Consider the following 19,227-nt stretch of genomic DNA (forward strand, 5'->3'; position numbering starts at 1 on the left):
CCCTCAAACACCGCACCCCTGTCCCCCACAAAAGTACGGTATTCACCCCCATTTTACCGATACCCCACAAAAGCTCTTACAAGCACATCATCTTCCAATCTCATGCCCCGCCCCGCATCATCCTCAAGCCTTACACGAGCCTATCCCCCCAAAACATCTCTGCGCCCCTAACATAAGATCTCAAATTTCACGCCCCTCATCCATCAAAACACTCTCACGTACCCTCCAAGATCCACTGCACCAAAGCCCCTCTTCCTCAAAGCCCCTCTGGCACACGTCCAATATCATCCACCAAAGCCCCACACCTTCCAGTGTCACAAGCCTCTACAAGTATGATAACCTATGCTTTAAGCGCGCTCAGACAGACAATCACCAAAGGCAGCACCCTTCCAAGAGAACATCCCCCATCATCCACTTCCACGCAACATTTTCCACTATCCCAAGCCTCAGTTTTCCGCAAGCTCACGCTTCAAAATCCTGTTTCTCCGGTTCGGTATTTTTAGGCTTCACGGGTACGATCTCGATCCGCGAAACTGTTTTGACATCTCCCCCCTTCAATAACGAGAAAAGACAAACCTTCACAAGAAATCCAAAACGGCAGAGTGCATCAAGCGCTCTTCCGCGCGCCTTTCAAGCATCACAGCCATGTCCCCTTACGTACCACGCCCAGATCTCTTGCCAAAATATCTTAAAAGCTTCATCCCCTTCGACACACGCGCTTCAGCATCATCCCCCAAAACAGTGCTCTTTCAAGAGAACATCCCCCATCATCCACTTCCACGCAACATTTTCCACTATCCCAAGCCTCAGTTTTCCGCAAGCTCACGTTTCAAAATCCCGCTTCTCTGGTTCGGTATTTTTAGGCTTCACGGGTACGATCTCGATCCGCGAAACTGTTTTGACATCTCCCCCCGCTTCTCCCGTCACCTGAAGAGGCAAAACTTTTGCCAACAGCGAGAAAAAAGGTACGGGATTATTCAGCGCATGATATTGAAGATAAGACACAAGCCCATCCTCCCCATATTGAGATCCAGCCTGCTCAGCGGCTGTAAGTAAAGCTTCATTAAATCGCTTTGTTGTTTTATTCAAAGACCCTTTTTTCCGCCCTTTTCGACGTAAAGGAAGACAATTTTTCTCAGCCATCATCATGTTCCTTCCAATAAAGAAAAACCCATCCCATGCCATAAAAAAATGCCCTGAAAATCAGCAACGAACCTTCAAAAGCAACCAACACTTAAAAAAATGAGCCCCCTACAAGACATAAGCGCACATAAAGCTGAAATCCTCCACCTCATTTTACGGATTCACATTTTTACACTTTTACGTCTTTACAGAAGGCATCCTAACGAAATTTCTAAACCTTTCATTCCATTCCATGCCCTCACAAAAGAGCAACACACCCCCGAGCTCACACAACGTGTAAATTCTCTACGTCCTTGAATTTCTCTTTACTTTTTACAGATCCACGTTTTTACGCTTTTGCGTCTTTACGAAAAATCAACCCAACAAAACGTTTCAAATCATCTCACGCCGCCCTGTAAACAACAGCCTATCAACACTCCAAGCTTCTTGCCTAGCGGATTTCCCTCTGAACTTCAGATCTTCACGCTTCAAACGGATAGTCGTTTATAAAACACACCTTAGCTTACCCTGAATATTCCTGCTCTCTTCACTCTCCTCAAAAGGCATTCTTTTACAGTAGAACCGTACAGCCAAATATTTTAATTTTTCTTGCCAATCCCCCGAAATTACTCTATTGATGGGCTTGTGTTTTTGATCGTCCACGCAACGGTCAAATAGGGAGTTGAAAACCCGAACGCTCAGTACATAAATTTATCCCGCTTTGTGGGTATCCCGGAGTTCCGGGAGTTTTTGCTATGTCCAGGTGCCACAAGCACTAAAAGCAAAAAGCTGACTGAGCTCAGTATTTTCAACCTCCCGGAATACTCATGCGAGGGCGCTCGCACTTGGCGGGGAGCTTGAAATGCAAACTAGAAATTCACGTTTTAACGATATTTCAATAGGCAAAAGAATTCGTCAAAGATAATTACAATGGGGGACGCATTTCAATGGGGCTTTCTCAGAAGGAATTAGGAAACTTTTTAGGTATCAGTTTCCAACAAATCCAAAAATATGAAAAAGGTTTCAATCGTGTCAGCGCAGGGCGTTTACAAGAAATTGCCAACAGACTGGAAGTTCCCATTCACTTTTTTTACGCAGATATTGCTCCAAAAGAAGATCTTCCCACAAAAGAAAATCACTCATTTCATGATCAAGAAAGCTATAGCGAAAAAGAACACGCCCTTGTAAGAAATTTTAGAGAACTCCACCCTAAAAAGCAATCTGGTGGTTAATTTCTGATTAGACAAAAGTCCACACAACCCATAAATCCTCCGCATCATTTTACGGCTCCACGTGTTTACGCTTGATCATCTTTACAAAAAAACAGAAAATGAACCGTCCAACTCGCCATCCTCACACCACTGTGTAAACACTGATCTATTAAAAATCCGGCTTCTTATGTCTCAGAATATCCCCTACGAACTTCAGATCATCACCCTTCAAACGGATAGTACTTCATAAAACACACCTTAGCTTACCCTGAATATTCCTGCTCTCTTCACCCTCCTCAAAAGGCGTTCTTTTACAGTAGAAACGCACAGCCAAATCTTTTAATTTTTCTTGCCAATTTTTTGAAATTACTTTATCACTCAAAAGGTGCTTTGGTCGTCTACGCAGCGATCAATAGGGAGTTGAAGCCCGAAAACTCAAACGTTAATTTACCCCACTTTGCGGGTATCCCGGAGTTCCGGGAGATTTTGCTATGTCCAAGTGCTCTCTAGCACTAAAAGCAAAATGCTGATTTGAGTTCAGTGCTTTCAACCTCCCGGAATACTCATGCGAGGGCGCTCGCAACCGGAGGGGAGCTTGAAATGCAAACTAGAAATTCACGTTTTAACGATATTTCAATAGGTAAAAGAATCCGTTATAGACGCACTTCAATGGGGCTTTCCCAAAAAGAATTAGGAAGCCATTTAGGTATCAGTTTCCAACAAATCCAAAAATATGAAAAAGGTTTCAATCGTGTCAGTGCAGGGCGTTTACAAGAAATTGCCAACAGACTGGAAGTTCCCATTCACTTTTTTTACGCAGATATTGCTCCAAAAGAAGATCTTCCCACAAAAGAAAATCACTCATTTCATGATCAAGAAACCTATAGCGAAAAAGAACACGCCCTTGTAAGAAATTTTAGAGAACTCCACCCTAAAAAGCAAAAAGCAATCTGGTGGTTAATTTCTGATTAGATTTGTGGTTGATTTTAGATGAGGCAAAAGAGCAGCACTCAAACATTATCCGCCAACACGCCCCTGCCATTATTACCCCCCTTGCTATTATTACCCCCCTTGCTATTATTACCCATTGACATTCCCCATCGACACTTCGTTTATCCGTCGACGCTCCATGCGCCTAAAGCTTTCGCTATCAGCTAGCACCATTCCCAAAACAATAGTGTTCTAAGGTGTGAGAGCACATCACCCCGCTGCAAACAACAACAACACCTTGACAAACGCATAGGATAAAAAAATAAAATTGGGGGGGGATAAAAAAAACAAAATTAGGGATAAAAAACCAAGACTAGATAAAAAGCATCAAATTTCTGGAAAGACACTTGACCACCCTTACCCCATCATCTTTCCAACACCACTTTCCAATGAATCTCATCTTATTTAAAGATACAATTCCGATTATGCCATTATGTTACCTTTTTACATTGACCTTGTCAAGTTTTTATATTTTACATTTGATCTTTTTATATCATTCTTTCTCGTGCTCTTCTCTCTCATGCAACCAAAATGCCCAAGGCATAAAACACAAAATAAAACGTCCCAAATAAAACATCATTGTGTTGTGCCTTCATGCATTTGTGAAAAAACATTTCTTATGGCTTTCCCATTTCATGAAAATGCGCTGCAAGGATAAGGATAAATCCCTATGATCATAACAACTAACCTCTTCCCCTTCACATTATTTTCCCTCTTTTAAGCCACCCCCCTCCATCCCATTCTCTTTCATTTCACCCCTCTCTCCTCCATTCTGCTCCAATCAACGCACCAACATGGATACCCCTTTTCCCCCTTGCGTTCCCTCTATTCACAAACGTTTTTCCCCTCTCTCCATCTTCCACTCTTCTTCTCCCTCTTGGATTTCAACCTTCTCACCTCTCTCTATCTTCATTTCTCTCCAACCCCATCAACGCATTCCACGTCATGATAACAATCCCACATGCCCCAAAGCACATACAACGCATAAATCCACCACGTCCTTAAACTTCCTCTTACTTTTTTACAGATTCACGTTTTTACGCTTGATCATCTTTACGAAAAAGCAACCAAACACAACGCCCAAACTACGACACAATAATTTTACGAGCATGCAACACATAAATAGCGTACTTCACAACAAGCTTATCCGCCCACAAGCCTGCCTCCATGCTTCACGCATCCCGTCACTCTCTTCATCAGCTTCTTATGCTTCAATAAAAGAAAAAAACTGCCATAGTGCCAATATTGCGCCCCCTTTGGCTCATGAAAAATTTTCTAAACACCTGCTCCTCAAAGGAGCGAAAGTTTCTAAACACCGATTGACAATTCCCCTTCAAAAGCAGATTTTCTCACAAGACAAACCTTTCACCCCACACTGCTCAAGACAACAATGCTCTACAATCCAACATCTTTCCCAGCAAAACCTCCTGCATATCATCTCCCTCTCAAATGATGAGAGTCCTTGATAAAAAACATCAACAGTAAAAACGGATATTTTTTCACCTCAAACAGCAGGTTGAAAAGTGCATAGGAAATTTGATTGATCAGTTTCAACCATTCGATTAATATCTAAAAACAGATTACAGAAAGGAATTTCCTATGCAAAAGCAATTACCCAAAAGTTATATGACTGATGCTGAACGTGAGGAGTTACGAGTAGGGGGTTTAGATCAAGACTGTATCTACATTGCTGAATCAGAAGCAGCAGATCATGCTGGTGATGACAAAGCAGCATGGGAATGGTTAGCAATGGCTGATTTACCAGCTCACACACTCTTATTTCTTAAATCTCAAAATGGCGCGCAATTTATACGTGATATGGGATTTTCTACCAAGAATGCTGATAAAGAATATGGTCCAGATTGGTTGGATAAAGGTGTGATGATAGGAGGTCATTATTTCTAAAGAATTAGAACGTATTTTGTCTCGTGAAGAAGGCTATGTGAAAAAAATCAATGATACATTAGTAGCTAAAAAATTATCTGATATACGAGATGATTTGTTTAACCATATTCGTGACGTTGGAAAGAATGGAAATTTATCATCACTTCTTGATGTGGAATATGGCATAGTAAAAAGTGACCTGTTTCGGTATGCCAATAGCAAGTCTATGGTAGGAAGCCTCAAAACAGCTTTAGCGGAAATAGATGTTATTAAATATCATGTCATGATTGTTTCTGAGCCTGAGAAGTATGATGTGATAAATAAAGGACATAGCCTACCAAAGCACCGTAAAGGTGGTTTACCTTATGATGAAGCACGCCAAGCGATGGCATCTCATTATGCTCGGTTAGGAAATCTCGACAAAGCACGTTTAACATCTATTGAAAAATCGATTATTGATGTGCGAAGAGAAAATATCAAGGCAATGCAAAAATTCTACGAAGAGATGCAAGCTAGAGCGATCGACATAGATCTATAAAGATAAATCAGCATGCAAATTATCCATTAATCTTTTAAAAAAAGCTTTTCATATCTTCCGTATAAAATTCCCATACCGCCCATCAAAGAGCGAAAGTTTCTAAACACCGATTGACAATTCCCCTTCAAAAGCAGATTTCCTCACAAGACAAACCTTTCACCCCACACGCTCCGTAAATGATACCCCAACCTCTCGCCCAGCGCCTCACCTTCAAATCACTACCTCTCAAACGATGAGATTTCATCAAGCACAACAAGCAATCCCTCTCCCCCTTCACATTATTTTCCCTCTTTTAAGCCACCCCCCTCCATCCCATTCTCTTTCATTTCACCCCTCTCTCCTCCATTCTGCTCCAATCAACGCACCAACATGGATACCCCTTTTCCCCCTTGCGTTCCCTCTATTCACAAACGTTTTTCCCCTCTCTCCATCTTCCACTCTTCTTCTCCCTCTTGGATTTCAGCCTTCTCACCTCTCTCTATCTTCATTCCTCTCCAACCCCATCAACGCATTCCACGTCATGATAACAATCCCACATGCCCCAAAGTACGTACAACGCATAAATCCACCACGTCCTTAAACTTCCTCTTACTTTTTTACAGATTCACGTTTTTACGTTTTTACAAAATAAAGCCCAATGAAACGTCCAAATTATCACCCCACACAGCTCTGTAAACAAAGATCTTTAAACGATAATCCAGCCTTTTACACAGCGCCCCTGACGGACTTCAGATCACACGCCCCTTCAAATAAAGCTTAAGCGCAACAAGCTAAGTCCTATCTCCTCAGGCTATGCTCCACGCCCTCCTTCACACCAACTTTTTTACACACCATCCCCTCTAGCCTATCCATATTCACTCTCTCTACTCACCATTTCTCTCTCCTCTCATCACCGTACCAACAGATTTACCTCCCTTTTCATCTCCGCTTACCCTTTCATTCACAAGCGCGTTTTCCCCAACCCTCTTAGCCCATCCCACACCATGACAGAAAACACGCACAAGGCATAAATCCTTCATTTCTCTTTTACGGCTACACATTTTTACGATTTTATATTTTTAAAGAACACAGCCGAATGCAACGTCCACAAACCTTCACACAGCTCTGTCAAGCATCCAACATCTTAGTAGCAGAGTTCTCTGACCCCACCACGCATACCGATCAGCACACCTCAGTGCGCCACAAAAACAGCGTTTCATCAATTTCGACAAGCAAATTTTTCCTGAATATTCTTACACACGCCCCCATGGGTATACGGCATAAAAATTCCGACAAAGACCGATCGACAAGAAGAAAAACGCCTCTGATCAACCCCGCATAGCATGATCAGCGCCCCTCAACACCCTTGAAGCAACGGTATTTATGGCATAGGAGGATGATCACCACCCTCTCCTCTAGACCATAGAATTTTTCCTATGTTTCAGGTAAAAATGCTAAACGATCACCTTGTTTTGTCACTGTCACCGTTGTTTCGTCTTGTATTTCTCCAAACAAGATTTTTTCTGCGAGAGGATCTTGAATTTCCTTTTGGATAATCCGTTTAAGCGGACGTGCCCCATAAAGGGGATCATAGCCTTTATCAGCCAGAAATTGTCGTACTTCTGGTTTGATTTGCAAGGTTATGTTTCGTTCATTGAGCAAATTTTGCAAATGCTGTATCTGAATATCAACAATCGCCTCCATATCTTTTCGTTGCAACCGTTCAAAGAGAATAATCTCATCAATACGGTTTAAAAACTCCGGACGGAAAGCAGCTTTTACCACATTCATGACATCGTCTTTTGCTTGGTCTACCGTTTGTCCTTCCGGTAAAGCAGTTAAAAATTCAGCCCCAAGATTGGAGGTCATAATCAACAAAGTGTTCCGAAAATCGACCGTTCTTCCTTGACTATCCGTCAAGCGCCCTTCGTCCAACACTTGCAACAACAGATTAAAGATATCAGGATGCGCCTTTTCAATTTCATCAAACAGAACAACTTGATAAGGTCTTCTTCGCACAGCCTCTGTCAAGACGCCACCTTCTTCATATCCGACGTATCCGGGCGGTGCCCCGATCAAGCGTGCTCCTGCATGTTTTTCCATATATTCCGACATATCAATACGCAACATGGCATTAGGATCTTGAAAAAGAAAAGCGGCCAAAGCTTTGGTTAATTCGGTTTTCCCCACACCGGTAGGTCCCAAGAACATAAAGGACCCAAGCGGCCGATTAGGGTCCTGCAATCCAGCACGCGCACGTCGTACAGCACGCGCCACAGCTTGAACCGCTTCGCCCTGTCCCACGACACGGGTTGCAATTTCATCCTCCATGCGCAAGAGCGCCTCCCGTTCTGCTTCCAACATCCGATCAACAGGAATTCCAGTCCAGCGCGAAACAATCCGCGCAACATGTTCAGCTGTCACCGTTTCTTCAACGAGATGATTTTGTTGGTCATCATTTTCCGCTAAAGTTAATTGTTTTTCGAGTTCGGGAATAACACTATAAGCCAGTTCTCCAGCTTTTTGGAATTGTCCATCACGTTGTGCAATAGCCAAAGCATTGCGTGCTTCTTCGAGTTGTTTTTTCAAATCGGCAGCATGGCCTAATTTTTGTTTTTCAGCCTGCCAAGCGGTTGTCATCTCTGCAGACTGTTGTTCCAATATTTTCAGTTCTTCCTGCACATTTTTCAAACGTTCTTTTGCTGTTGGCTCGACATCTGTCTTCAAAGCTTCTCGTTCGATTTTTAATTGTAAAATCCGCCGATCAAGCGCATCAAGTTCTTCCGGCTTTGAATCAACCTGCATCCGCAAGCGTGCGGCTGCTTCATCGATCAGATCAATCGCTTTATCCGGCAAAAACCGATCGGTAATATAACGCGAAGAGAGCTTTGCAGCTGCAATCAAAGCACTATCGGCCAAACGCACTTTGTGGTGTTGTTCGTATTTTTCTTTAATACCGCGCAAGATAGAGATGGTATCTTCTAAAGAAGGCTCAGGCACAAAGACAGGTTGAAAACGGCGTGCCAAAGCAGCATCTTTTTCGACATATTTTCGATATTCATCAAGGGTAGTCGCGCCCACACAATGGAGCTCACCACGTGCCAGAGCAGGTTTTAGCAAATTTGAAGCATCCATAGGACCATCAGATTTTCCTGCTCCTACAAGATTATGCAATTCATCAATAAAGAGAATAATTTGTCCATTTTCAGCTTGCACTTCCGCCAAAACCGCTTTAAGGCGTTCTTCAAATTCCCCCCGATATTTTGCCCCTGCGATAAGCGCGCCCATATCGAGTGCATAGAGTTGTTTATCGCGCAAAGTTTCCGGCACATCACCATTGATAATGCGTAGCGCCAATCCTTCCACAATGGCGGTTTTTCCCACTCCAGGTTCTCCGATCAGCACAGGATTATTTTTTGTCCGCCGTGAGAGCACTTGAATGGTGCGTCGAATTTCTTCTTCTCGCCCAATGACAGGGTCGAGTTTTCCCTCGCGTGCATCTTTTGTGAGATCACGAGCATATTTTTGCAAAGCATCATATTGACCTTCGGCATGGGGGCTTGAGGCTGTTTTTCCTTTGCGCAACGCATTAATTGCCTGATTAAGGGCTTGCGGGGTCAACCCAGCCTTTGTAAGAATATCGGCTGTTTTTGCGGATTTTTCCATAAGCAGCGCTTGCAAGATGCGCTCAACAGTGACAAATTGATCACCCGCTTTTTGTGCGAGATCCTCAGCCAGTGCAAAGACTTTTGCCACCGGCTGTGAGAGATAGAGCTGTCCATTTCCCCCTTGTACTTTTGGCAAAGCCTCGAGAGCTTCTTTAAGCGTCTTTTGAATAAGCTTAAGATCTCCCCCTGCTTTTTGGATAAGTGACGCCGCCAAGCCTTGGGCATCGTCTAACAACACTTTCAAGAAATGCTCCGGCATAAATTGCTGATGATCAGAAGCCAGAGCGTTATTTTGTGCTGATTGTAAAAACCCCTGCACGCGTTCGCTATATTTTTCTAGGTTCATTTTTTTCCTTTCTTGAGTCCGCTCTTTAAGCCCCACTTCTTGGTCATCGCCACGACCCTTTTGCTCTCTCTCAACACCCACCAAAAGCTCTCCCCAGCATGTCATAAAGACCGCCCCACCACACGAACACCAGAAACGTTAAAGCATGAAGAACTGTCGTGTTAAAATGAATATGGGTCGTCATCCAAACGAGTGCAAGAGCAAAGCATGAAAGAAAAAACAAAGCGAAGCAACGCGTGCGAAAAACCTCATAGAACCAGAAGATAGAACCCCAAGATTTTGCAAAAAAGCTTTCCCAAAAGTGCTCTTCCTCCCACTGCCCTTCTCCATTCACAAGACGCAGCTTCCCAATCCTCTCACTCTCTCAAACCACTGATCACCCAACATCCTTTCGCAGACATTGACTTTTATAAAAGGAATAAGCCATCCTCAACTTATTGCCAACATGACACATCCTTACGCATAAGATTTTTCTCATCTCCCCACGCCTAAAAAAGTTCCCAACCAGCAGCAATCACTTCCTCTTCAAAAAGCAACATTATCCCAAAGGACAAAACGTCTCCCCCACTCTGTCAACAAAGGTCTATAAACAACAATCCAACTTCTTGCCCCCACCTTCAAAGATCCCTCCAAACGACGGTATTTCATCAGATGCAACAGAAAAATTTCACCCCCTCGCACCATTTTTCACGCAACCCTTTGCACCAACACTTTGACACTCCCTTCCTCACACCCTTTTTTGCCTCGTCACGCTTAAATATAAAAAGCAATTCGACCATCGGCATATTGCCAACATGACGCATCCTTACGCATAAGATTTTTCTCATCTCCCCACGCTCTCCTTTCCACCCCCTTCTTCCTCATTCCTCACACTCTCGTCTCCTCTCTCGTCTCCTCCATTCCCACCCCTTCCCAGCACCACAGCACTTCACACTCCTTTTCACCTCAACCTATCTCTCCATTCGCAAACTCTTTTCCCCTCTCTCTCCACCTTTCATTCCCTATCTCCTCCTCTCCAGTTAACACACCATCTCTTCCTTCCACTTTCCCCCTCGATGCACAAGCCCGTTCTCCTCAATCCTCTCACCCCCCATTCCACGCCATGATACACACCCACCAAACACCTTCAAATCCTCTACATCCCAAATCCTCTACACCCTAAAGCCTCCACATCACTTCCCCCTCCTTTTTACTTTTTTACGTTTTTATACTTTTACAGAAAATGGCAAATGAAATTTCTAAACCACCACCGAACAATCTCCTTGCTTAAAAATCCCCCCAAAGAACAAAACGCACCCCATACCGCTCCGTAAACAATTCTCATCCCCCCCACAAACTTCTGCCCCCATCAGCAAGTCACCATCTCCTCAAAAGGCGGTGCTGCACAAGGCACGATAAACAACCCCACCTCTAAAACATTCAACACCCGCTTGCACCCCAAAAGCATCCCAATGGGTAAAATCTATATGCCCAATATCGCCTCTCAAAAAGGAGATGTTACAGCATGATCGGATAATTCTTGCGATCCGCAAAATATTGTTGTTCTCCAAATGCTTTGATTTTTCTTGCCAATCTTCTGAAATTCCTTTATCTCTTAAAAGATATTTTGATCGTCTACGCACCGATCAAGAGGGAACTAAAAGCCCTAAACCCTAGCGTACCATTGAACCCACTCTTGTGGGTATCCCGGAATTCCGGGAGTTTTTGCTATGTCCAGGTGCTCAGCACTAAAAGCAAAAAAGCTGACTAGGGTTCAGTACTTTTAGACTCCCGGAATACCAATGCGAGGGCGCTCGCAGCCGGAGGGGGCACAAAGTGCAAACTAAAAATCCACATTTTCCAAATAAAAATCCAAATTTTATCGATATTTCGATAGGCACAAGAATTCGTCACAGACGCATAGCCATGGGGCTTTCTCAAAAAACATTAGGAAGCTTTTTAGGAGTGAGTTTCCAACAAATCCAAAAATATGAAAAAGGTTTAAATCGTGTCAGTGCAAAATGTTTGCTTGAAATCGCTCAAAAACTGCAAGTGCCGATGAGCTTTTTTTATGCCGATCTTTTAACAGCCGATCTTGCCACAAAAGAAGATCTTGTCTCACAAGGCAATCCCTCACATCATGATCAATACACCTACAGCGAAAAAGAACACGCCCTTTTAAAAAACTTTAGAGAACTTAAACCGAAAAAACAAAAAGCCATTTTATGGTTGCTCTCTGATTAGGCAAAAGCGCACGCCTCAACATGACGCGCTCATAGAGCCCTTTTGGTAAAATTGATGCCCCCTTAAAGAGCCGTATTTCAAAAGGCATGATAAACAACCTACCCCTAAAATATTCAACACCCGCTTGCAACCCCAAAGCACCCCAATGGATAAAACCTATAAGCCCAATATCGCCCCTCAAAAAGAAGTATCAGCATAATCGGATAATTCTTGCGATCCCCAAAATATTGTTGTTCTCCACATGCTTTGATTTTTCTTGCCAATCTTCTAAGATTATTTTATTAATAAGCTGTTTTTGATCGCATACGCAACGATCAATAGGGAGCTAAAAGCCCGAAGACTTGACACATAAATTTATCCCGCTTTGCGGGTATCCCGGAATTCCGGGAGATTTTGCTATGTCCAGGTGCTCAGCACTAAAAGCAAAAAGCTGAGTCAAGTTCAGTACTTTTAGACTCCCGGAATACCAATGCGAGGGCGCTCGCAACCGGAGGGGGCACAAAGTGCAAACTAAAAATCCACATTTTCCAACCAAAAATCCAAATTTTATCGACATTTCGATAGGCAAAAGAATTCGTCACAGACGCATAGCCATGGGGCTTTCTCAAAAGACATTAGGAAGCTTTTTAGGTGTCAGCTTCCAACAAATCCAAAAATATGAAAAAGGTTTAAATCGTGTCAGTGCAAAATGTTTGCTTGAAATCGCTCAAAAACTGCAAGTGCCAATAAGCTTTTTTTATGCCGATCTTTTAACAGCCGATCTTGCCACAAAAGAAGATCTTGCCTCACAAGGCAATCCCTCACATCATGATCAATACACCTACAGCGAAAAAGAACACGCCCTTTTAAAAAACTTTAGAGAACTTAAACCGAAAAAACAAAAAGCCATTTTATGGTTGCTCTCTGATTAGGCAAATGCATCCTCAAAGGTTATATTCGTCAATATCCCAGTCTAAAATTCCGATGCCTGATATCAACCGCTGCCACACAATGATATTTTACGGCACGATAAGGGTATCACAAAACCTCAAACGACAATGTTTTAGGGCCTCATAGAGAAACAAACATCAAAGTCTCGAGAGAAAGACTTCATCATTTCCACCTGAATTTTATCTAGCTTAATGGGTCTATCGTTTTCCTTCTTAAGCCAATTTTTCTTCCAATATTTCAGCATTATCTATTTCTTTTAGATGAACCAACACAGGATTTCATCTCTTATAAGTACGGAAATAATAACGCGTTACTCCAGCCTCATCATAATAGACAGTCGACAGAATACCTATATTTGTTGGCATTATTTGATAAGTCAACTTAACACCATTTTGGTATCTGTTTGGTTGATCTGTATAGATCACACAATATCCATTGCGTTGCAATAGATCGATAAATAAAGGCGTGAAATTATCTTCTATTTTATTTTTTTTCACAATAAGTGTTGTTCGAGCCGGCGGTAAAGAGTGTTTAAGATTGCGAACAAAATCATGAGCAATGAGTTGTATATCAACCTGCGTAACATGTTGATCAACATAACTTGATGAATAATTCAAAGATGCGCAACCAGCCACCAACATAAGCGGTAATGGTAATAAATATTTTGACATCTTCCCCCCTCTCTCATTGTATTTTTTCTGAGAAGCTCCTAGATCAAAAATAAGAGCAACCTTGCTAATAAAATAGTATTAACAATCTATTGGTTTGCAATCAAGTGATCGTCAATCAATTTTTCACGCGTTAAAAAAACGACCACCCTCTCTGAGAGCTCTCAAAGCTTATACTTAACATACAAAAATATATATTAAGCACGCAAAACACATGAGCAAGCATAGAAGCAGCAAATGAAATTTCTAAACCACCACCGAACAATCTCCTTGCTTAAAAATCCCCCCAAAGAACAAAACGCACTCCACACACCGCTCTGTAAACAATTCTCATCCCCCTCCAACCTCTTTCCCAACACCCCCCACCGTCAAAACCTCCCTCAAAGGACAGTACTGCACAAGGCACGACAAACAAACCCACGCCTAAAACCTTCAACACTCTCTCTTACAAAAAAGCACCCCAATGCGTAAAATCCATATGCCCAATATCGCCTCTCAAAAAGGAGATGTTACACATAATCGGATAATTATTGAGATCCAAAAAATACTTTCATTTTCCAAATATTTTCATTTTTCTTGCCAATCTTCTGAAATTCCTTTATCCCTTAAAAGATATTTTGATCGTCTACGCACCGATCAAGAGGGAACTAAAAACCCGAAAACTTGACACATAAATTTATCCTGCTTTGCGGATATCCCAAAATTCCGGGAATTTTTGCGCTGTCCAGGTGCTCAGCACTAAAAGCAAAAAAACTGACTAGGGTTCAGTACCTTTAACTCCCGGAATACCAACGCGAGGGCACTCGCAACCGGAAACGGCATAACACGACAAAAATATTTTCATTTTTCTTGCCAATCTTCTGAAATTCCTTTATCACTTAAAGAGATATTTTGATCGTCTACGCACCGATCAAGAGGGAACTAAAAACCCGAAAACTTGACACATAAATTTATCCCGCTTTGCGGATATCCCAAAATTCCGGGAATTTTTGCGCTGTCCAGGTGCTCAGCACTAAAAGCAAAAAGCTGACTAGGGTTCAGTACTTGTTACTCCCGGAATACCAATGCGAGGGCGCCCGCAACCGGCAACGGCATAACACGACAAAAATATTTTCATTTTTCTTGCCAATCTTCTGAAATTCCTTTATCACTTAAAAGATATTTTGATCGTCTACGCACCGATCGAAAGGGATTAAAGGTCCTAAACCCTAGCGTATAAAAATAGACCTACTATTGTGGATATCCCGGAATTCCGGGAGTTTTTGCTATGTCCAGGTGCTCAGCACTAAAAGCAAAAAACTGACTCGGATTCAGTACTTGTTACTCCCGGAATACCAATGCGAGGGCGCTCGCAGCCGGAGGGGGCACAAAGTGCAAACTAAAAATCCACATTTTCCAAATAAAAATCCAAATTTTATCGACATTTCAATAGGCAAAAGAATTCGTTATAGACGCATAGCCATGGGGCTTTCTCAAAAAACATTAGGAAGCTTTTTAGGAGTGAGTTTCCAACAAATCCAAAAATATGAAAAAGGTTTAAATCGTGTCAGTGCAAAATGTTTGCTTGAAATCGCTCAAAAACTGCAGGTGCCGACAGGCTTTTTTTATGAAGATCTTGTAGCCTCCGATCTTGCTACAAAAGAAGATCTTATCTCAGAAGGCAATCCTTCACATCATGATCAATACACCTACAGCGAAAAAGAACACGCCCTTTTAAAAAACTTTAGAGAGCTCAAGCCGAAAAAACAGAAAGCCATTTTATGGTTGCTCTCTGATTAGGCAAAAGCGCACCACTCCACATTCTTCGCTCATAAAGCCCTTTTGGTAAAATTGATGCCCCCTCAAAAGGCGGTGCTGCACAAGGCGCGATAAACAAGCCCACCCCTAAAGCATTCAACACCCGCTTGCAACCCCAAAGCACCCCAATGGATAAAACCTATAAGCCCAATACCGCCCTCAAACGTCAGTGCTTTTACGGTATAACAGAATAAAAACCAATATTCTTAATGAGTTACAACTGATCACACAACTAAAAGTAATTACATTTAACAGAGAGAGTAAAAAGGAAAGATGACCATGAAGACTGTTCTTTCTCCGCTAATTTCAGAATTCGAAACCGTGGAAGAGGAAACGGATTATACCGCGTGGTTGCGTGAAAAGGTAAGAGTTAGCCTTGCAAATCCTCATCCTACTATCTCACACGACGAAGTTATGGCTGAAATGGATAATATAATAGACCAAATTGAAGCTGAAAAAAAGAAGTCCTAATGTTACCCATTATCTGGTTGGCTTGTGCTCGCGATGATTTAAATAAAATTTTAACTTACATTGCTTATGAAAGTCCACCTGCTGCACGACGAATGAAGAAGCTTTTAGAAGATTCTGTACTCCCATTAGCTGAACATCCATACCTATACCGCCAAAGTGAGAAAGTCCCGGGATTACGAGAAGTTTTAGCCCATCCAAACTATCTTATATTGTGCAGAGTAACGAAAACACAAATAGAGATCACCTCTGTGGTACATGCTCGCCGTAAATTTCCTATCTCCACCTGACTTAATAACAATCTAGCGTCTCTCAAGCTCTAAGAAAAACTCTTTTTATACTGATATATCAACAAAAGAAAACGCCTCATATCGTGGTGATGAAAGTCTATCTATTTAAAGAAAAATACTTACTTTTAAAAAATTTTAGAGAGCTTAAACCTAAAAAACAGAAAGCCATTTTATGGTTGCTCTCTAGATTAGGCAAAAGCACCCTCAAACGTTATATTTGTCAATACCCCAGCTTAAAATTCCCATCCCCCACAAAGAGCAGTGTTTTAGGGCATGATAGGATAAATTTATCATAGAAGAGAAAAATGCGCTAAGCTTAAAAAGTAAGCCCCATTATTCCTATAACAATGACACCATCACGATCTTAACTGACAAGGTTAAGAAAGGAGTCTTGCTGAGAGCCCATTTTGCGTTAGCAGGTCTATTGCTAATTTATCAAATGAAACAAAGGTTTCACCGCCTAGCCAATGTCCCTCATAAGATATAATTCCATCAGCAAAATCTCCACCAGCCTCAAGCATAGCAAGCCCGGCTTCAACAGCTGGTCGATTCATGACGACATTACGCGTTGCAAGAAGATTACGAACCATCAAAGCAATCTCTTCTTTTGATAATTTTGCCCCGCGGCGGAGTATCCAAATAAGTTCACAAAGACAAGGCAAAGAAATAGCGATGAGAGAAGCTTCTCTTAAGATCTTACTTGCTATTTCACCTTGCTTTTTATCATCTTGTAAAACAGCGCGGGCCAAAACATTTGTATCTACAGAAATCTTCACTTTTTCCTCGCCCAACCAGAGACAGCAATTTCGTTCATTTCTTCCACAGTCAGTGTTTTTTTAACTTTTCCGGCAAATCGTCCAATAAAGCTATCAATTGTGCTTGTAGGCTGTGCTGCTTTTATACGAAGTTCACCACCTGGTAACTTTTCAAAGTTGATGCGCTCTCCTGGTTTAACACCAAGGTGCTGGAGTAAATCCCGCTTCAGCGTCACTTGTCCTTTTGCTGTAACAGTTAGTGAAGGCATAGAAAAATCCTCTTAATATAGATATCGTTATTAAGTATATATAAAAAATAATGAAAAATTCAATTACTTTTTAAAATTGCCAAAGCACTATAGAGCAGATCCTGAACATGAGGAATTGTAAGATATATTCGTTTTCATACCGGCAATATCTGATTACACCCGAAAAATAGGAGACCTTGAACTCCTCCCTGCATTAAACAACGGTGCTTTATGGCATAGGAGAATGTGTAGAATTGAAGATGATCATGTTTCATCTATCCACTAACACAAATGCGATCAATAGGAAAAGCTTTTAAAGCAGAAAAACACGCACCATTGAAAAAAAATGATGAGGCCGTAGGTTTTACGCATCCTCCGCCTTTTTCTTAAAACAGCAAAGGAATGCCCAATTAGTTGTCAAAATATCCTCGCTAAGTATTCCATACCCTCATATCGATCTCAAAGAACATTTTTTCACAAAAAAAGAGATAATTCTTAAGTTCCAAAAAATATTTTCACCTTTCCAATATCTTCATTTTTCTTGCCAATCTCCTGAAATTCCTTTATCACTTAAGAGATATTTTGATCGTCTACGCACCGATCAAGAGGGAACTAAAAGCCCTAAATCCGAGCGTACCATTGAACCCACTCTTGTGGATATCCCGGAATTCCGGGGGTTTTTGCTATGTCCAGGTGCTTGTCTGCACTAAAAGCAAAAAAACTGACTCGGATTCAGTACTTTTAGACTCCCGGAATACTCATGCGAGGGCGCTCGCAACCGGAGGGGGCACAAAGTGCAAACTAAAAATCCACATTTTCCAAATAAAAATTCAAATTTTATTGACATTTCAATAGGCACAAGAATTCGTCACAGACGCATAGCCATGGGGCTTTCTCAAAAAACATTAGGAAACTTTTTAGGAGTGAGTTTCCAACAAATCCAGAAATATGAAAAAGGTTTAAATCGTATCAGCGCAAAATGTTTGCTCAAAATTGCTCAAAAACTGCAAGTGCCAATAAGCTTTTTTTATGCGGATCTTTTAACAGCCGATCTTGCCACAAAAGAAGATCTTGTCTCAGAAGAAAATCTCTCGCACCGTGATCAAGACACCTACAGCGAAAAAGAATATTTGCTTTTAAAAAACTTTAGAGAACTCCAACCGAAAAAACAGAAAGCCATTTTATGGTTGCTCTCTGATTAGGCAAAAGCACACCCATCAACATAACCTGCTCATATATCCCCCTTAAAGTATCAATTTCAGATCACCCCCCTATTTTATGACACAACAAAATAAAAACGTTTTGATTTTTCTTGCCAATCTTCTGAAATTCCTTTACAAATTGAGACATGTTTTTGATCGTCCACGCAACGATCAAATAGGGAGCTAAAAGCCCGAACGCTCAGTACATAAATTTATCCCGCTTTGCGGGTATCCCGGAATTCCGGGAGATTTTGCTATGTCCAGGTGCTTGTCTGCACTAAAAGCAAAAAGCTGACTGAGCTCAGTACTTTTAGACTCCCGGAATACTCATGCGAGGGCGCTCGCAACCGGAGGGGGGCTTAAAGTGCAAACCAAAAATCCACATTTTCCAACTAAAAATTCAAATTTTATTGACATTTCAATAGGCACAAGAATTCGTTATAAACGCATTTCAATGGGACTTTCCCAAAAGGAATTAGGAAGCCATTTAGGTGTGAGTTTCCAACAAATCCAAAAATATGAAAAAGGTTTAAATCGTGTCAGTGCAAAATGTTTGCTCGAAATCGCTCAAAAACTGCAAGTGCCGATGAGTTTTTTTTATGCCGATCTTTTAACAGCCGATCTTGCCACAAAAGAAGATCTTGTCTCACAAGACAATCCCTCATACCGTGATCAATACACCTACAGCGAAAAAGAACACGCCCTTTTAAAAAATTTTAGAGAACTCCAACCGAAAAAACAAAAAGCCATTTTATGGTTGCTTTCTGATTAGGCAAAAGCGCACGCCTCAACATGACGCGCTCATAGAGCCCTTTTGGTAAAATTGATGCCCCCTCAAAAGGCGGTGCTGCACAAGGCGCGATAAACAAGCCCACCCCTAAAGCATTCAACACACACTTGCACAAAAA

At 41.8% G+C, this 19,227-nt stretch carries 17 protein-coding genes and 2 pseudogenes; 12 read left to right on the top strand and 7 right to left on the bottom strand.

All coding sequences use genetic code 11. The features are described 5' to 3' along the window. Positions 1 to 822: 822 nt before the first annotated feature. Positions 823 to 1,143 (bottom strand): hypothetical protein, encoded by a 321-nt coding sequence (locus CER18_RS06790; protein WP_100129290.1) that lies wholly within the window; start codon positions 1,141 to 1,143, stop codon positions 823 to 825. A gap of 841 nt (positions 1,144 to 1,984) precedes the next feature. On the opposite strand from CER18_RS06790, the pseudogene CER18_RS06795 reads away from it, so the two are divergent. The 4 genes and pseudogenes from CER18_RS06795 to CER18_RS10495 all read left to right on the top strand — a co-directional run bounded on the left by CER18_RS06795 (position 1,985) and on the right by CER18_RS10495 (position 5,745). Further along, a pseudogene (locus CER18_RS06795) lies at positions 1,985 to 2,354 on the top strand (helix-turn-helix domain-containing protein). A gap of 579 nt (positions 2,355 to 2,933) precedes the next feature. After that, positions 2,934 to 3,305 carry a helix-turn-helix domain-containing protein gene (locus CER18_RS06800; RefSeq protein ID WP_100129291.1) on the top strand — a complete coding sequence of 124 codons (372 nt, stop codon included), beginning with the start codon at positions 2,934 to 2,936 and terminating at the stop codon, positions 3,303 to 3,305. Positions 3,306 to 4,922: 1,617 nt separating this feature from the next. Continuing rightward, a complete protein-coding gene (locus CER18_RS06805) occupies positions 4,923 to 5,228 on the top strand; it encodes a hypothetical protein (protein WP_100129292.1) in 306 nt (101 codons plus the stop codon). 16 nt (positions 5,229 to 5,244) lie between these two features. Then, positions 5,245 to 5,745, top strand: a complete 501-nt coding sequence (locus tag CER18_RS10495; protein WP_245410061.1) for a hypothetical protein — start codon at positions 5,245 to 5,247, stop codon at positions 5,743 to 5,745. Positions 5,746 to 6,608: 863 nt separating this feature from the next. Here the strand turns inward: CER18_RS10495 and CER18_RS10055 are convergent. From CER18_RS10055 to CER18_RS10060, 3 genes are all read right to left on the bottom strand, one after another. Further along, positions 6,609 to 6,764, bottom strand: coding sequence for a hypothetical protein (locus CER18_RS10055; RefSeq protein ID WP_180299400.1), 156 nt, complete (start codon positions 6,762 to 6,764; stop codon positions 6,609 to 6,611). Between the two features lie 394 nt (positions 6,765 to 7,158). After that, complete coding sequence (gene clpB / locus CER18_RS06815) at positions 7,159 to 9,738, bottom strand: ATP-dependent chaperone ClpB (RefSeq protein WP_100129326.1); 2,580 nt, start codon at positions 9,736 to 9,738, stop codon at positions 7,159 to 7,161. Between the two features lie 525 nt (positions 9,739 to 10,263). After that, complete coding sequence (locus tag CER18_RS10060) at positions 10,264 to 10,422, bottom strand: hypothetical protein (RefSeq protein ID WP_180299401.1); 159 nt, start codon at positions 10,420 to 10,422, stop codon at positions 10,264 to 10,266. 1,131 nt (positions 10,423 to 11,553) lie between these two features. Between CER18_RS10060 and CER18_RS06835 the strand changes: the two genes are divergently transcribed. Next, on the top strand, positions 11,554 to 11,961 hold the full coding sequence (locus tag CER18_RS06835) for a helix-turn-helix domain-containing protein (RefSeq protein WP_100129296.1): 408 nt from the start codon (positions 11,554 to 11,556) through the stop codon (positions 11,959 to 11,961). A gap of 503 nt (positions 11,962 to 12,464) precedes the next feature. Beyond that, complete coding sequence (locus tag CER18_RS06840) at positions 12,465 to 12,872, top strand: helix-turn-helix domain-containing protein (protein ID WP_100129297.1); 408 nt, start codon at positions 12,465 to 12,467, stop codon at positions 12,870 to 12,872. A gap of 297 nt (positions 12,873 to 13,169) precedes the next feature. On the opposite strand, the gene CER18_RS06845 is transcribed toward CER18_RS06840, so the two are convergent. Then, positions 13,170 to 13,562, bottom strand: coding sequence for a hypothetical protein (locus CER18_RS06845; protein ID WP_100129298.1), 393 nt, complete (start codon positions 13,560 to 13,562; stop codon positions 13,170 to 13,172). A gap of 1,368 nt (positions 13,563 to 14,930) precedes the next feature. Here CER18_RS06845 and CER18_RS06855 point away from each other — a divergent pair. The 4 genes and pseudogenes from CER18_RS06855 to CER18_RS10500 all read left to right on the top strand — a co-directional run. Further along, positions 14,931 to 15,338 (top strand): helix-turn-helix domain-containing protein, encoded by a 408-nt coding sequence (locus tag CER18_RS06855; RefSeq protein WP_100129300.1) that lies wholly within the window; start codon positions 14,931 to 14,933, stop codon positions 15,336 to 15,338. Between the two features lie 291 nt (positions 15,339 to 15,629). Further along, positions 15,630 to 15,827: a type II toxin-antitoxin system RelB family antitoxin gene (relB, locus tag CER18_RS06860; protein ID WP_244393452.1), complete on the top strand. Its 198-nt coding sequence runs from the start codon at positions 15,630 to 15,632 to the stop codon at positions 15,825 to 15,827. After that, positions 15,827 to 16,114, top strand: coding sequence for a type II toxin-antitoxin system RelE/ParE family toxin (locus tag CER18_RS06865; protein WP_100129301.1), 288 nt, complete (start codon positions 15,827 to 15,829; stop codon positions 16,112 to 16,114). The genes relB and CER18_RS06865 overlap by 1 nt, the downstream gene beginning before the upstream one ends. A 43-nt stretch (positions 16,115 to 16,157) precedes the next feature. Next, a pseudogene (locus tag CER18_RS10500) lies at positions 16,158 to 16,299 on the top strand (helix-turn-helix domain-containing protein); the annotation flags it as partial. A 192-nt stretch (positions 16,300 to 16,491) separates the two neighbouring features. Here CER18_RS10500 and CER18_RS06875 read toward each other — a convergent pair. Both CER18_RS06875 and CER18_RS06880 read right to left on the bottom strand, forming a co-directional pair. Continuing rightward, positions 16,492 to 16,890 carry a type II toxin-antitoxin system VapC family toxin gene (locus CER18_RS06875; RefSeq protein ID WP_100129302.1) on the bottom strand — a complete coding sequence of 133 codons (399 nt, stop codon included), beginning with the start codon at positions 16,888 to 16,890 and terminating at the stop codon, positions 16,492 to 16,494. Beyond that, positions 16,887 to 17,138, bottom strand: coding sequence for an AbrB/MazE/SpoVT family DNA-binding domain-containing protein (locus tag CER18_RS06880; RefSeq protein WP_100129303.1), 252 nt, complete (start codon positions 17,136 to 17,138; stop codon positions 16,887 to 16,889). Before CER18_RS06880 ends, CER18_RS06875 begins: the two co-directional genes overlap by 4 nt. 773 nt (positions 17,139 to 17,911) lie before the next feature. Here CER18_RS06880 and CER18_RS06885 point away from each other — a divergent pair. Together CER18_RS06885 and CER18_RS06890 are read left to right on the top strand one after the other, a co-directional pair. Then, a complete protein-coding gene (locus tag CER18_RS06885; protein WP_100129304.1) occupies positions 17,912 to 18,319 on the top strand; it encodes a helix-turn-helix domain-containing protein in 408 nt (135 codons plus the stop codon). 364 nt (positions 18,320 to 18,683) lie between these two features. After that, positions 18,684 to 19,091: a helix-turn-helix domain-containing protein gene (locus CER18_RS06890; RefSeq protein ID WP_100129305.1), complete on the top strand. Its 408-nt coding sequence runs from the start codon at positions 18,684 to 18,686 to the stop codon at positions 19,089 to 19,091. Positions 19,092 to 19,227: the final 136 nt, after the last annotated feature.

Origin of the sequence: Bartonella tribocorum, assembly GCF_002777915.1 — a bacterium.
In the GTDB taxonomy this organism is placed as follows: Bacteria; Pseudomonadota; Alphaproteobacteria; order Rhizobiales; family Rhizobiaceae; genus Bartonella; species Bartonella tribocorum_A.

Excerpts from the sequence above, each read along its gene's own strand:
- CER18_RS06790 (WP_100129290.1), bottom strand. The coding sequence starts at position 1,143 with ATGGCTGAGAAAAATTGTCTTCCTTTACGTCGAAAAGGGCGGAAAAAA.
- CER18_RS06800 (WP_100129291.1), top strand. The coding sequence starts at position 2,934 with ATGCAAACTAGAAATTCACGTTTTAACGATATTTCAATAGGTAAAAGA.
- CER18_RS06805 (WP_100129292.1), top strand. The coding sequence starts at position 4,923 with ATGCAAAAGCAATTACCCAAAAGTTATATGACTGATGCTGAACGTGAG.
- CER18_RS10055 (WP_180299400.1), bottom strand. The coding sequence starts at position 6,764 with ATGAAGGATTTATGCCTTGTGCGTGTTTTCTGTCATGGTGTGGGATGG.
- clpB (WP_100129326.1), bottom strand. The coding sequence starts at position 9,738 with ATGAACCTAGAAAAATATAGCGAACGCGTGCAGGGGTTTTTACAATCA.
- CER18_RS10060 (WP_180299401.1), bottom strand. The coding sequence starts at position 10,422 with ATGGTGCGAGGGGGTGAAATTTTTCTGTTGCATCTGATGAAATACCGT.
- CER18_RS06845 (WP_100129298.1), bottom strand. The coding sequence starts at position 13,562 with ATGTCAAAATATTTATTACCATTACCGCTTATGTTGGTGGCTGGTTGC.
- relB (WP_244393452.1), top strand. The coding sequence starts at position 15,630 with ATGACCATGAAGACTGTTCTTTCTCCGCTAATTTCAGAATTCGAAACC.
- CER18_RS06865 (WP_100129301.1), top strand. The coding sequence starts at position 15,827 with ATGTTACCCATTATCTGGTTGGCTTGTGCTCGCGATGATTTAAATAAA.
- CER18_RS06880 (WP_100129303.1), bottom strand. The coding sequence starts at position 17,138 with ATGCCTTCACTAACTGTTACAGCAAAAGGACAAGTGACGCTGAAGCGG.